12 protein-coding genes are annotated in these 13,430 nt (G+C 46.0%); all 12 read right to left on the bottom strand.

The window, feature by feature from the left end; translation table 11 throughout:
• Window positions 1-216: 216 nt before the first annotated feature.
• Window positions 217-1,833 carry a putative polysaccharide biosynthesis protein gene (locus tag DWX28_RS00540; RefSeq protein ID WP_022214563.1) on the bottom strand — a complete coding sequence of 539 codons (1,617 nt, stop codon included), beginning with the start codon at window positions 1,831-1,833 and terminating at the stop codon, window positions 217-219.
• A gap of 2 nt (window positions 1,834-1,835) precedes the next feature.
• Entirely contained in the window at window positions 1,836-2,531 is a 696-nt protein-coding gene (gene ung, locus DWX28_RS00535; RefSeq protein WP_022214562.1) for a uracil-DNA glycosylase, read from the bottom strand.
• Window positions 2,532-2,544: 13 nt separating this feature from the next.
• A complete protein-coding gene (gene hisF / locus DWX28_RS00530) occupies window positions 2,545-3,303 on the bottom strand; it encodes an imidazole glycerol phosphate synthase subunit HisF (RefSeq protein WP_022214561.1) in 759 nt (252 codons plus the stop codon).
• Between the two features lies 1 nt (window position 3,304).
• Window positions 3,305-3,925 carry an imidazole glycerol phosphate synthase subunit HisH gene (gene hisH / locus DWX28_RS00525; RefSeq protein ID WP_022214560.1) on the bottom strand — a complete coding sequence of 207 codons (621 nt, stop codon included), beginning with the start codon at window positions 3,923-3,925 and terminating at the stop codon, window positions 3,305-3,307.
• 100 nt (window positions 3,926-4,025) lie between these two features.
• Window positions 4,026-5,558 (bottom strand): sensor histidine kinase, encoded by a 1,533-nt coding sequence (locus DWX28_RS00520; protein ID WP_022214559.1) that lies wholly within the window; start codon window positions 5,556-5,558, stop codon window positions 4,026-4,028.
• Window positions 5,555-6,238, bottom strand: coding sequence for a response regulator transcription factor (locus DWX28_RS00515; RefSeq protein ID WP_022214558.1), 684 nt, complete (start codon window positions 6,236-6,238; stop codon window positions 5,555-5,557). Before DWX28_RS00515 ends, DWX28_RS00520 begins: the two co-directional genes overlap by 4 nt.
• An 87-nt stretch (window positions 6,239-6,325) precedes the next feature.
• Entirely contained in the window at window positions 6,326-7,981 is a 1,656-nt protein-coding gene (locus DWX28_RS00510; protein WP_118251355.1) for a putative bifunctional diguanylate cyclase/phosphodiesterase, read from the bottom strand.
• 297 nt (window positions 7,982-8,278) lie between these two features.
• A complete protein-coding gene (eno, locus tag DWX28_RS00500) occupies window positions 8,279-9,574 on the bottom strand; it encodes a phosphopyruvate hydratase (protein ID WP_022214556.1) in 1,296 nt (431 codons plus the stop codon).
• A 27-nt stretch (window positions 9,575-9,601) separates the two neighbouring features.
• Window positions 9,602-10,024, bottom strand: coding sequence for a flavodoxin (locus tag DWX28_RS00495; protein WP_022214555.1), 423 nt, complete (start codon window positions 10,022-10,024; stop codon window positions 9,602-9,604).
• 24 nt (window positions 10,025-10,048) lie between these two features.
• Complete coding sequence (locus DWX28_RS00490) at window positions 10,049-10,600, bottom strand: DUF3793 family protein (RefSeq protein ID WP_118251353.1); 552 nt, start codon at window positions 10,598-10,600, stop codon at window positions 10,049-10,051.
• Between the two features lie 245 nt (window positions 10,601-10,845).
• On the bottom strand, window positions 10,846-12,918 hold the full coding sequence (locus tag DWX28_RS00485) for a heavy metal translocating P-type ATPase (protein ID WP_022214553.1): 2,073 nt from the start codon (window positions 12,916-12,918) through the stop codon (window positions 10,846-10,848).
• A 74-nt stretch (window positions 12,919-12,992) separates the two neighbouring features.
• Window positions 12,993-13,307: a DUF6110 family protein gene (locus tag DWX28_RS00480; RefSeq protein WP_118251352.1), complete on the bottom strand. Its 315-nt coding sequence runs from the start codon at window positions 13,305-13,307 to the stop codon at window positions 12,993-12,995.
• Window positions 13,308-13,430 lie beyond the last annotated feature (123 nt).

Here is a 13,430-nt window from a genome sequence, read left to right as displayed (position 1 = left end):
ATATATACAGATATGAATGTGTAACGTGTTCTTTCTTATTAAAAAGTGTTTTTTCAAATCGAATTCCGTAACATTATACGACAAAGTTTTACAAATGACAATGACCAACTTCAAGAATTTGTTACTCTCCTGCCCGAGTAGCAGAAAAAAAGCACCTCCGAAACCATGTCCGAAAATGCTTTTGATCCTGAATATTATATTTTATGTCATATCCTTTTATCTGTGGAATCTGTTTGCGATCCTTACCAGATAAGCGCCGCCCGGCATTCTGGAAAGGCGCTCGGAAGCAGTCTTGTCAACCAGAATATAAGCCAGGAAATACGCTGTCGCTGCCAGAACGATGGATACGCCAAGGCAGATAAAGTTTGACGGCAGGATCACATGCAGTCCGTAGTATACAGCACCTGCCACAACACCCATGACAACCGATGCAAGGATCGGGCTTACATAGGCTGCCTTCCACGGATTCTTATAATCCAGATATTTTTTCATAAAGAAATCATTCATCACGCAGACAACGACCGCATAGACGATCATCGCCACCAGAAGCGCATAAATGCCAAGATCTGTAAACATCAAAAGTAATACGACCACGATCACATCGACCAAAAGCGCCACTGCTGCAGTCATCATCGGGATCTTCGGCTTGCCGATACCCTGAAGGACACCATTGGAAATGTTTGACATTCCATTCAGAAGAATCGTAAAGGATCCAAGCAGCAGGAGTTTTCCTGCCACACCGTTTGTTCCGCCAAAAAGCAGAGACACGATCGGCTGTGCAAGCACGGCAAGTCCGACTGCACACGGAATGGAAATAAACATAGAAAGCTGGACTGTCTGGTCAACTCTCCTTCTGGTCTCGTCAATGTCACCCGTCGCATACAGGGCAGAAACCTCCGGTATCATGGATGTCGGAGCTGCACTGGAAAGTGTCAGCGGGATGTTGATGATACTCATAAAATAAGTCGCATATTCTGCATAAAGCATACTGATCGTATCGGAATCCACGCCATGTTTTCCCATGATCTCGGAATACAGGACACCATTGAGATAACCATTGATATTGTAAATAAAAGAACTCAGGATAATCGGAGAAACGATCAGGATGATCAGTTTCAGAATCTCACCATAAGTTTCCTCTTCATGGTAATGATCTCCTGCCACTCTTCTCTTGATAGCTCTGCGGTTGACTCCGTATACAAGGAGCATAAAGATCAGCGCAGTTACAACACCTGCAGTCGTTCCCACAGTAGAACCGGCTGCTCCCCATTTTGCGACACTTCCATCACTGCCGTCTGCAAAATATTTGATAAACATCCATGCAGCGATCAGGCTGACTGCCGCATTAAAGATCTGTTCCAGGATCTGTGAGATGGAAGTCGGCATCATATTTCGGTATGCCTGGAAATATCCTCTGTACACACCAAGGATTCCGGAAAGGAAGATCGTTGGAGACAGGATCTGGAGTGCCAGCACGGCATTCGGCTGGTTGCTCGGGATGATGAATCTCGCCCCAAACAAGCATACCAGTGCCACGATCCCGCCTATGATCGCAGCGTAGATCAGGGATCCGCGAAAGATCTTCTGTGCATTTTTGTAATCTTTTAAAGCAATCCTCTCGGAGATCAGTTTGGAAACTGCCTGCGGGATACTGAAAGAAGCGATCATCAGAAGGATCATGTAGGCATTCTGTGCAAGGCTGATATAGCCCATGCCCATATTTCCTACAATAGAAGAAAGCGGGCTCTTATATAATAATCCGATGACCTTGGAAATCATTGCCGCGATCATCAGAAAGGACGCGTTTTTGACTAAATTGTTCTTCTGACTCATTTTTACTCCTTATTTTCCTGTTCTGCTTTATTTTCGATCTGCCAGTCGATCGGGTCCAGTCCGTTCTGAACCAGAAATTCATTTGTCTTACTGAAATGATGGCATCCGAAAAATCCCCTGTACGCGGACAGCGGGCTTGGGTGCGGTGCCTCCAGGATCAGATGCTTCGGATTGTTGAGCATGGATTTCTTCATCTGTGCCGGACGTCCCCAGAGAAGGAAAACGATCGGACGGTCCTGCTCATTCAAGATCCGAATCGCAGCATCGGTAAACTGCTCCCATCCGATCCCACGGTGGGAATTTGCCTGATGTGCGCGGACAGTCAAAACGGTGTTCAGCATAAGCACGCCCTGCTTTGCCCATTTTTCCAGATATCCATTGTCCGGGATATAGCATCCCAGATCATCGTGTAATTCCTGATAAATATTCACCAGTGACGGCGGAACCTCGACATCCCTTTTGACAGAAAAGCACAGTCCGTGCGCCTGTCCGTCATTGTGGTACGGGTCTTGTCCAAGAATCACGACCTTCACCTGGCTCAGCGGTGTAAAATGAAATGCATTGAACATATCATCTGCCGGAGGAAAGATCTTCCGTGTCTGATACTCCTGCATAACTGTCTTATATAATTTTGCATAATATGGCTGATGGAATTCATCCTTTAATGCTTCCAGCCATTCTCCCGATAAAGGAGCCATGTATTATCACCTCTTATCTTCGAACGGAAATCCCTCTCTCTGCCAGATAATCCTTCACCTGACGGATCTCCAATTCTTTGTAATGGAATAAAGATGCTGCCAGCGCGGCATCTGCACCGCCCTCTGTCAGTGCATCATAAAAATGTTCCAGAGTTCCTGCACCGCCAGATGCAATGACCGGAATAGAAACTGCGTCTGCGATCGCTCTGGTCAGTTCAATATCGTATCCTGCTTTGGTCCCGTCACAGTCCATGCTGGTAAGAAGGATCTCACCTGCACCGAGACGCTCGACCTTTTCGGCCCATTCAATGGCATCAATGCCGGTATCCAGACGTCCACCGTGTTTGTAGATGTTCCAGCCGCCGTCTTCTCTTCGTTTGGCATCAATCGCCACGACAACACACTGGCTTCCGAACTTCTCTGCTGCCTCTGTGATAAGCTCCGGACGGTCGATCGCTGCGGAATTGACAGAGATCTTGTCTGCACCCTCACGGAGAAGTTTCTTGAAATCGTCTACCGTACGGATACCGCCGCCGACGGTAAACGGAATAAATACATTTGCCGCAACCTGACGCACCATATCCACAACCGTGTCACGTTCTTCACAGGATGCTGTGATATCCAGAAAAACAAGCTCATCTGCACCGGCTGCATCGTAAGCTTTGGCGATCTCCACAGGATCTCCCGCATCTTTGAGATCTACAAAATTAACGCCCTTTACCACACGTCCGTTGTTTACATCCAGACAGGGAATGATTCTCTTTGTAAACATATCAGTTCCCCTCCTTCTCAAGTTTCGCAAAGTTTTCGAGGATCTTAAGTCCGTACTTGCTGCTCTTTTCCGGATGGAACTGGCAGGCAAATACATTGTCCTTCTCGACAGAAGCATGGATCGTTGTGCTGTACTCAGTCACTGCCTTCACGATCTGCGGATCTTCTGCCTGGAGATAATAGGAATGTACAAAATATACATGGGTATCTTCCGGGATATCCTTAAACAGTCTTCCGTTATTCTGAAGGTGCAGGGAATTCCATCCCATGTGCGGGATCTTGAGTCCCGGAGATGGCGGAATACGCAAGATCTTGCCTTTAAGGATCCCAAGTCCTTCTACACCCGGTGTCTCTTCGCTGCTTTCAAATAAAAGCTGTAATCCAAGACAAATCCCAAGAAACGGGGTTCCTTTCTTTATCATGTCCTGGATCACCGGAACCAAACCATATTTATGTAAGTTTTCCATTGCTTCGCCGAAGCTTCCAACTCCCGGAAGGATCACTTTGTCTGCCCGAAGGAGCACCTGCGGGTCACGGGATACAACGGTTTCTTCGCCAAGGTAGGCAAGTGCTTTCTCCACACTTTTGATGTTTCCTGCATCGTAATCGATAATACCTATCATTCGTATCTCACATCCTGTCTTTATTCATGTTGATCATCATGTCCAAGTATACCGCAAAAAGAAGCAGATGCAAAGTGGTTTCTTTACATCTGCTTCTTTTTTAATCATTTTTGCGGTCGAGCGTAAACCAGAACTCTACGCCATTGTCATAATTCTGTACACCATACTGCTGGTGCAGGCCTTCCATGATGGCTTTTACGATAGAAAGCCCGATACCACTTCCACCGTATTCTCTGGTCCTTGCCTTGTCCACTTTGTAAAATTTATTCCACAGTTTCGGAACATCCTCCTCCGGGATCGGTGTTCCTGTGTTAAATACAGTCACTCTGACACGGTCATCCTCCGGGATCACACGGATCTCGATCTCCTTCTCACCGTTCAGATGATTCAGTGCGTTGCTGGTATAGTTCGTCACAACTTCCTCGATCTTGAACTCATCTGCCCAGACATAGACCGGCTCTGATGCCTCGAAACTTACCTTCGCTTCTTTCTGCTGGATCATGATATCCATGGACTGCAGTACTCCGCGGATCAGACTTACGATATCAAATCTCTCCATGGAAACTTCATCCCTGCCGGATTCCAGCTGGTTCAGAGTCAGAAGGTTCTTAACCAGCTTATTCATCTTGGCCGCTTCATCCATGATGACATCGCAGTAAAATTCCCTGCTCTCCGGGTCATCTGAAATATTTTCCTTCAGTCCCTCGGCATATCCCTGTACCAGTGCGATCGGGGTCTTGAGTTCATGAGAGACGTTGTTCAGGAACTCCTGACGCATCTGGTCGATCTTTTCTTTATTCTCAATATCCTTGAGCAGCTGATTGTTCGCCGATTTCAGTTCGGAGATCGTCTTCTCAAGCTGTTCAGACATGCGGTTGAAGTTCTCTCCAAGCTCATCGATCTCATTGCCCGCCTGGCTATGATATTTCGCATCAAAATCCAGTTCACTCATCTTGGTAGAAAGCTGTGTCAGTTCACTGATCGGCTTTGTGATACGCTTCGTGATCACCCAAACCACCAGTCCGCTGAGAGCAATAATCCCAAGTCCCACATAGAAATAAAAACTGTTGGAGATCGCGACACTCTCCCGGATACTCTCAAGCGGAGTACGGATCAGGAAATAGCATCCATTCCCCAGTTCTCCCCAGCTCTCCACATATTCCATTCTGGCAAAGCGGTCACTGACCTGCTGGATCACATAATTGTCATTTTTCTGGAGAACTTTCTCCTTGTTCTTCTTCTGATCAAGATCGTATACATATCCGACCAGTCTGGCCTGCAGAAGATCCTCATTGCTTCCAACAGAACAGATCGTCTGTCCGTCTGCTGTGACCATGACCCAGGTAAGGTTGTTCTCAGAACAGTCCTTGAACATCTCATCCGAGACTTCCGCACTGCTGTTTCCATCGGAATCTGTCTCAACCTCAAGGTTCTCCAGCTTCTCTACCGCTTCCTTCAGCACTTCTGTCTTGCGGCTGATATAATAATGTTCCAGGAATAACCCATTGATCAGGGTGATCACGACCATAGAAAGAAGAAGCAGTCCAATAAACAGGACTGCTATCTGTCGGCGCAGCGGATGGAACTTCCTGTTCTTCCGCTTCTTATCTGAATCTTTGTGGAAAAATCTCATTGTTCATCCACCTCAAATTTGTAACCCATTCCCCAGACAGTCTTGATATATTCTCCCTTCGCACCCATCTTGCTTCTCAGCTTCTTGACGTGCGTATCAATCGTTCTGGCATCGCCGAAATAATCATAATTCCATACAGAATTCAAGATCTTCTCTCTGGAAAGAGCGATCCCCTGGTTCTCAAGGAAATAAGTCAGAAGTTCAAACTCCTTAAAGCTCAGTTCCATCGGCTCACCATCAACAGATGCCTGATGTGCCGCCTTGTCGATCACGATCCCTCCTGCCGACAGGACATCGCCTCCTACGTCCTGTCCGGTCCTTCGAAGGATCGCCTCCACTCTGGCGACCAGGATCTTCGGACTGAATGGTTTTGAAATGTATTCATCTACTCCGAGGTCAAATCCAAGGAGCTCGTCCCTCTCATCACCTCTCGCTGTCAGCATGATGATCGGCACCTTGGAATTCTTACGGATCTCCCTGCACACTTCCCATCCATCCATCTTTGGCATCATGACATCCAGAAGGATGAGGGCGATATCCTTTTCCTCGTAGAAAATATCCATTGCTTCTTCGCCGTCGCCTGCCTCAAGTACCTGGAAATTCTTCTTCTCCAGGAAATCTCTCACCAGCTTCCTCATACGGCTTTCATCATCTACTACAAGAATTTTCGGGGCTTCCATCTCTGATTCCTCCAATCAAAAAATTTCTTTTGTTGTATTTCAATGCTATCATCTTATCAGAGATTTATGTTTGTTTTGTGAACGATTTCAGGAATTCTGGTCCAGTTTCTCAGAAAATTCGTCTTTTTTCATTGGACGGTAGAAATAATATCCCTGAATATAATCACATCCATGTTCCTTAAGGAACTCTACCTGCTCTTTGGTCTCCGCACCCTCAGCCACTGTTCTGGCATCCAGTGCATGAGCTGCTTCTATGATCAGCGGGATCAGTTTCCTTGCTCTTGAGTTCGCTTCGATCTCTCTTGTAAAGGACATGTCGATCTTGAGAATATCGAAGGAAAATTTCTGCAACATATTAAAGGAAGAATAACCGCTTCCAAAATCATCCAGAAGGATCCAGGCTCCCTTTTCCTTGATCTTGTTGAGGACATTGCCGACATTCTCCTCGAGTGCCGCATAAGAAGTCTCGGTGATCTCAAAACGGATCAGTCTGGACGGGAATTCCGCATGCTCCAGGAAATCAATGATCTCCTCGATCAGTGTCTCATCATAAAAATCCATCCAGGAAAGGTTCATGGAAACAGGAACGACTTCCAGTCCCTTCTCATATCTGCCGCGGATATAGGCACGTACCTTCTGGAATACATAACGGTCAAGTTTGGAAATGGAACCATCCTCCTCCAGCTTCGGCACAAAGATCCCCGGGGAGATAAATCCCTTCTTCGGATGGATCCAGCGGATCAGAGCCTCCGCAGACATGATCTTGCCTGTCACAGAATCTACGATCGGCTGATAGTAGACTTCCAGTTCTTCGTTTGCGATCGCTTCCTCAAATTCTGTTGTGATCTCTGCATTGTCAATATATGCCATATCCATATTATGGTCAAAAACCGCATATGGCTTGAGATATTCATCCACAATGTACTGCTTCGCAAGTTTGGCACGGTCGATCATTCCGGAAACCGGCATCGGCTCGTCCTTAAGATAAAAGATACCGCATCTGCAGTGCACACGGATCTTCTTATTGCTGACATCAAAAACCTGATCACAGAAATCTGCCAGCTTCTCTCCGGAAATCCGGTCACGCTCTACAAAGCTCACAAAGTGGTCTGCTTCGATCCTGCCCACATAGATCGGTTTCAGGAAAGACTGCTCTATCTCATCATAGAGGCTGTCCAGGATATGGTCGCCTTCCTTGATTCCAAGTAGTTCATTGGTCGCCTTGAAACTCTTGATATTAAAAAATACGATCGCGTATTTGGATCTGTCCTCACAGTGATTCAGGAATTTCTCTACCATATAAATAAAGCCGCGGCGGTTATAGGCTCCCGTCAGATAGTCTCTGTACTCCTTCTCATGTGTGACGATCGCATTCTCGATACGATGACTTAAGATGCTTGTCACATAAGGAAGTCTGAAACAGTCGCAGACCCCAAGTCTGTATGCTCTCTTGACATCGGCAGTCAGGCTCGCGATCACGGCGATCACGGCAAATTCCTCCAGCCACATCTTCTCTCTCATGATCTCCAGAAGCTCATAGCCGTCAATATCCGGCATTTCCAGCTTCAGCAGCACCAGTTCCAGATTCCAGTGTTCCTTCTCAAGAATCTCGAGAGCTTCGCGACCGCTTCCAGCCAGCCTTATCTCATAAGTCTCTCCCAGAATATCGTTCAGCATTTCTCTGTTGATCTCTGAATTATCTACTACCAGAATCCTGGCACGCTGATGATATGTTCTACTCATTCTATAAATTCCTTCCCATTGGTAACTGATAGAATCACCTCATATACATTATTATCCAATTTTATACGTACAGTATAATATAATGATGGTTTGATTGCAATATCTGAAAATTCCTAAATCAACAAATTTTTCCGTTTTTGTTGCTTTCCCCACTGATTATCCAACAAATAGTAACTATTATCACAAAAAAAATACTGCCGCAGAGAAAAAGTATCCACAAAAATCAACATTTTCTCACGACAGTATTCTTGATTCTTATAAAAAACTTCCAAAAGATCCAGGTTATATTCTGAATGCTCAGCGTTTTACGTTAAAAGCTCCCATTCCCGGATATACAGCAGCACTTCCAAGTTCTTCTTCAATACGGAGAAGCTGGTTGTATTTTGCCACGCGCTCTGTACGGCTTGGTGCTCCTGTCTTGATCTGGCAGGTATTCAGTGCAACTGCAAGATCTGCGATCGTTGTATCTTCTGTCTCACCGGAACGATGAGAAGAAATTGCTGTATATCCTGCTTTATGTGCCATCTTGATCGCTTCAAGAGTTTCAGAAACAGAACCGATCTGGTTGAGTTTGATCAGAATAGAGTTTCCGCATCCAAGATCAATACCTTTCTTCAGACGCTCTGTATTGGTTACGAATAAATCGTCACCTACAAGCTGTACTTTTCCGCCAAGTTCTTTGGTCAGAAGCTGCCAGCCTTCCCAATCTTCTTCATCCAGGGCATCTTCGATAGAAATGATCGGATATTTCTCTACAAGCTGTTTCCAGTGCTGGATCAGACTTTCAGAAGTAAATTTGGTGCCTGCTTTCGGAAGGATGTACTCGCCCTTCTTCTCACCTTTCCATTCGCTGGAAGCTGCGTCCATGGCAAGCATGAAATCTTTGCCTGGCTCGTATCCTGCTTTTTCGATCGCTTTGAGGATGTACTGGATCGCTTCTTCATCACTTGCGAGGTTCGGTGCAAAACCACCTTCATCTCCTACGGAAGTAGCAAGTCCTTCTGCTTTAAGAAGTGCAGCAAGTGCATGGAAAACTTCTGCACACCAGCGCAGTGCTTCACGGAATGTAGGTGCTCCTACAGGCATGACCATAAACTCCTGCACGTCAACAGTATTTGCTGCATGAGCTCCACCGTTTAAGATATTCATCATCGGAACAGGAAGACGGTTTCCGGAAATTCCTCCAAGCAAACGATACAGCGGGATCTCCAGTGCAAGGGAAGCTGCTCTTGCTGTTGCGATAGAAACTGCAAGGATCGCATTGGCTCCAAGATTTGATTTGTCTTTTGTGCCGTCTGCCTCGATCATTGCCTTGTCTACTGCATAGATATCAGATGCATCCAGGCCAACGATCGCTTCGCTGATCTTTGTGTTGATGTTTTCTACTGCTTTCAAAACACCTTTTCCGAGATATCTTGCTTTGTCACCGTCGCGGAGTTCCAGTGCCTCAAATTCACCTGTAGATGCGCCGCTTGGTGCTGTTCCTCTTCCTACGGTACCGTCGATCAGGGTTACTTCTGCTTCTACTGTCGGATTTCCTCTGGAATCCATGATCTCACGGCCGATGACTTTTTCAATTTCCAAATAGTTCATGATCTTTTTACTCCTTGATCTGTAGATTTATGCCAGTGCTTTTCCTAATGCTTTGCAGTTTTCTACTGCTTCATCGTCTGGTTCTTCCTGACAGATCACACCGTCTGCTACAAGAACAGCTCCGTCCTCTTTGCATTTAGCTTCCCAGTTGTGCATCCAGTCTCCATCGCCCCATCCGTAGGATCCGAAAAGACCGATCTTTTTGCCGGAGAGTTTTTCTTCACAGGAGCTGAACATTGGCTCGAACTCATCTTCTTCCAGTACTTCATCTCCCATAGCCGGGCATCCGAATGCGATTGCATCAAATTCGTCTACTTTTGCTGCCTCAAAGTCTGCTGTCTCAAATACAGTAACTTCTGCGCCTGCTTCTTTTGCTCCGTCTGCTACTGCATTTGCCATGCTCTCTGTGTTTCCTGTAGAACTCCAATATACAACTGCTACTTTACTCATATTCTTTTACCTGTCCTTTCTTGATCATGCTGCGACGGTGAGCTGAAGGATGCTTCTGCCATCGGCAAATAATTTCTGATAGATTTCTGAACATTTCTTCAGTTTCCGGAAGATCACCTGGGTCTTCTGCTCATCTCCGTAAACCTTCCAGATCCCACAGCACTTGTAATTTTTTCCCTTCTGTTCAATAAATCCTGTCACATCATCCAGAGGATATCCCAGGAACAGTCCCACCTCATGAGGGAAGCATTCATACTGAAAAAAGCGGTCCTGAAGTTTGCGAAGACAGCAGTCCGTTCCCCGGCATTCGTATCCACAGGTCTGAAGGATGTTCTCGGCTCCTTCCCTGTTCAGATCAGCTTCCAGCTTGTTTTTCCGGTAGACGTAGATCAGTGCTCTCTTCTCGCCTGTTCTCAGTATTTCCACATAAACCCCTTTTCCATTCAGCTTACGGTTTTCTTCCTGTACCTCTCTTGGCAGATCCTCCATATCATCCGGCAGATAGTTAAACATATTTGCCGTTTTTATCCCTGCAAGCGTCGGAGCGCAATGCGCAACAATACCTGATTCTAACATTTGGTTACCTCCATCTCGCTCATGATGCTTCCTGCAAGGAAAAAGGATTTACTGATTCTCGCTTTTGCGCGCAGGAAATAGATTAGTTTTAACTAACTTAGCTTTTAAATTTTACGGATATGTCTCCATACCCGTAAAATATTACGCTCTTGGTTAGAACTAACTAACTGAGATGATAGTACTATATTTCACCTGTGCTGTCAAGAGTTTTTTGCATTTAACTTTTTTATTTTTTCAGCTATTTTTTAAAGGACAGATTTCATGGAATCCATACCGATCAGCAGTGTGGATGTATTGTGAAGAAGTGCAGACATTGTCGGCTGGATCACGCCTGTCACACCGAGTGCGATCAGGGTTCCGTTGATACCCATGATACGTCTGTAGTTCTTGTGGATCTTGGTCATCAGACCGTTGCTGATCTCTTTGAGTGTGACCATAACAGACAGATCATCTGCGCCGATCGTGATATCGGAGATCTCTCTTGCAAGTTCTGCACCATCACTGATCGCGATTCCGACATCTGCAGCGGAAAGTGCCGGTGAATCGTTGATCCCATCGCCGACCATCAGGACTTTGTGTCCGCTTTCTCTTGCTTCCTCGATAAATCTTGCCTTGTCTTCCGGAAGTACTTCAGAATAATATTTGTCTACACCGACTCTGGCTGCGATCGCTTTGGCTGTACGGTCGCTGTCGCCTGTCATCATGACGATCTGTGTAAATCCTGCTTCATGCAGTTTGCGGATCACTTCCGGTGCCTCCGGACGCAGCGGATCTTCGATGCAGATAACAGCTGCCAGCTCACCCTCGATGCCAAGATACAGGTGAGAGTATTCCGGCGGAAGACTTGCAAATTCTTCTTCTTTGCCCTCCGGGATCGTGCACTTCTCATCTTCGAATACGAAGTGATGGCTTCCGATGATGGCTTTTCTTCCATCTACAGTCGTGGAGATTCCGTGTGCTACGATATATTCTACTTTAGAGTGCATTTCTTCATGAGTCAGGCCGCGGTCCTTAGCCGCATCCATGACTGCTTTTGCCATAGAATGTGGGAAATGCTCTTCCATGCAGGCTGCAAGACGAAGAAGATCATCCTTGGACTCGCCGTTAAAGGAAACAACGTCTACTACCGTCGGTTTTGCCTTAGTCAATGTTCCTGTCTTATCAAATACGATGGTGTCTGCCTCAGCAACTGCCTCCAGGAATTTGCCGCCCTTGACTGTGATCTTGTGTGCATTTGCTTCGCGGATCGCTGCAAGCACGGAGATCGGCATTGCAAGTTTCAGAGCGCAGGAGAAGTCTACCATAAGGATAGACAGTGCCTTGGTCACGTTTCTGGTGAGCAGGTAGGTAAGTCCTGTTCCTGCAAGTGTGTACGGCACAAGGCTGTCTGCAAGATGTTCTGCCTTGCTCTCTACTGCTGATTTAAGTTTCTCGGTTTCTTCGATCATGGTAACGATCTTCTCAAACTTGGTGGAACCGGATGTTTCTTTGACACGGATGGTGATCTCACCTTCCTCAACAACAGTTCCTGCATATGCATAGCTTGCTTCGCGTTTTACAACCGGCATGGATTCTCCTGTAAGAGATGCCTGGTTGACCATTCCCTCTCCGGCTGTAACGATACCGTCGAATGGGATCACGGTTCCCATATGGATCTTGACTTCATCGCCAGGTTTGATCTGGTCAGAATTTACAAGGACTTCTCCGCCCTCTGTCACAAGCCATACTTTGCTTACATTGAGGGACATGCTTCTTGCCAGGTCGTCTACAGATTTCTTATGTGTCCAGTCCTCAAGGATCTCACCGAAGCCTAACAGGAACATAACGGAAGATGCTGTCGAGAAATCTCCACGGAAAATGGATACTCCGATCGCTGTTGCATCAAGTACGGATACTTCGATCTTGCGTTTTGCAAGAGTGCGGATACCCTTCCAAATATATTTCATAGAATGTAATGTGGTAAGTACAGTTCTGACCGGCATTGGAAGGAACAGCTTCTTGCCGTAATGAACCACAACATGATTTACCATTTTTTCCCAGTATTCGCTGTTCATCTCACGGCCGGAGTTCTGGAGATAGCTCTCCGGAGCCTCGGAAGCACCGTATGAAAACTTCTGTACCGCTTTCAGAATTGCCAGTTTATCTCCATTGTAGCAGATGACCGCATCCTGATTACGCTCTACTACTTTGACAGCCGTTACGCCTTCCAGGCCGCTGAGAAAATATTCGAGCTGATCTGCCTGGCGGCAGGTCATTCTCTTCTGGCAGATATGGATCCTGACTCTGCCTTTGATCTGATGCTCTATTTTGAATTTCATATAATCTTTCCTCGCATGTTTGTTAATAAAAAACACCTGCAGTGATTACCACAGGTGTTCTTTTTTGATATTTCTTACTCTTCTTCTGCAGTCTCTACAGTTTCTTCTGTGGTCTCTTCTACAGTTTCTTCCTCTGCTGCATCTTCAAAAGCTTCCTCTGCTGCGGCACGGTCTTCGTTGATCTGCTTAGCTTCTGCATAGATATCCTCTGCGTTTTCCTGAACCTTGGATACTGTCTTCATAACGCAGTCTTTGGCACGAAGAACGGCTGCTGTGCAGTTGGTATAAAGTTTCTTTGCATCCTTGCTGGAAAGTACTTTGATACCTGCTGTTCCGAATACTACTCCTGCTGCAAAAAGTCCGCTGTGTTTTGTGTTAAATTTGATCATTATACTTATACCTCCTGTTGTAAAATTATTTACTAATTAATGTAGTGTATTTTATTGTCATCGGGATGATAGGTTTCTGTTCCGTCCCTTGACATTACAACCATTATAATATGCGTCAAATAA

The sequence above is a fragment of the Blautia sp. AF19-10LB genome (assembly GCF_003461245.1).
Classification (GTDB): domain Bacteria; phylum Bacillota; class Clostridia; order Lachnospirales; family Lachnospiraceae; genus Blautia_A; species Blautia_A intestinihominis.
Note: the sequence above shows the minus strand (reverse complement) of the source record. Positions and strands in the feature narration are given on the sequence as shown.

What these genes read in the sequence shown, in the direction of transcription:
- DWX28_RS00540 (WP_022214563.1), bottom strand. Translation starts at nt 1,833, where the DNA reads ATGAGTCAGAAGAACAATTTAGTCAAAAACGCGTCCTTTCTGATGATC.
- ung (WP_022214562.1), bottom strand. Translation starts at nt 2,531, where the DNA reads ATGGCTCCTTTATCGGGAGAATGGCTGGAAGCATTAAAGGATGAATTC.
- hisF (WP_022214561.1), bottom strand. Translation starts at nt 3,303, where the DNA reads ATGTTTACAAAGAGAATCATTCCCTGTCTGGATGTAAACAACGGACGT.
- hisH (WP_022214560.1), bottom strand. Translation starts at nt 3,925, where the DNA reads ATGATAGGTATTATCGATTACGATGCAGGAAACATCAAAAGTGTGGAG.
- DWX28_RS00520 (WP_022214559.1), bottom strand. Translation starts at nt 5,558, where the DNA reads ATGAGATTTTTCCACAAAGATTCAGATAAGAAGCGGAAGAACAGGAAG.
- DWX28_RS00515 (WP_022214558.1), bottom strand. Translation starts at nt 6,238, where the DNA reads ATGGAAGCCCCGAAAATTCTTGTAGTAGATGATGAAAGCCGTATGAGG.
- DWX28_RS00510 (WP_118251355.1), bottom strand. Translation starts at nt 7,981, where the DNA reads ATGAGTAGAACATATCATCAGCGTGCCAGGATTCTGGTAGTAGATAAT.
- eno (WP_022214556.1), bottom strand. Translation starts at nt 9,574, where the DNA reads ATGAACTATTTGGAAATTGAAAAAGTCATCGGCCGTGAGATCATGGAT.
- DWX28_RS00495 (WP_022214555.1), bottom strand. Translation starts at nt 10,024, where the DNA reads ATGAGTAAAGTAGCAGTTGTATATTGGAGTTCTACAGGAAACACAGAG.
- DWX28_RS00490 (WP_118251353.1), bottom strand. Translation starts at nt 10,600, where the DNA reads ATGTTAGAATCAGGTATTGTTGCGCATTGCGCTCCGACGCTTGCAGGG.
- DWX28_RS00485 (WP_022214553.1), bottom strand. Translation starts at nt 12,918, where the DNA reads ATGAAATTCAAAATAGAGCATCAGATCAAAGGCAGAGTCAGGATCCAT.
- DWX28_RS00480 (WP_118251352.1), bottom strand. Translation starts at nt 13,307, where the DNA reads ATGATCAAATTTAACACAAAACACAGCGGACTTTTTGCAGCAGGAGTA.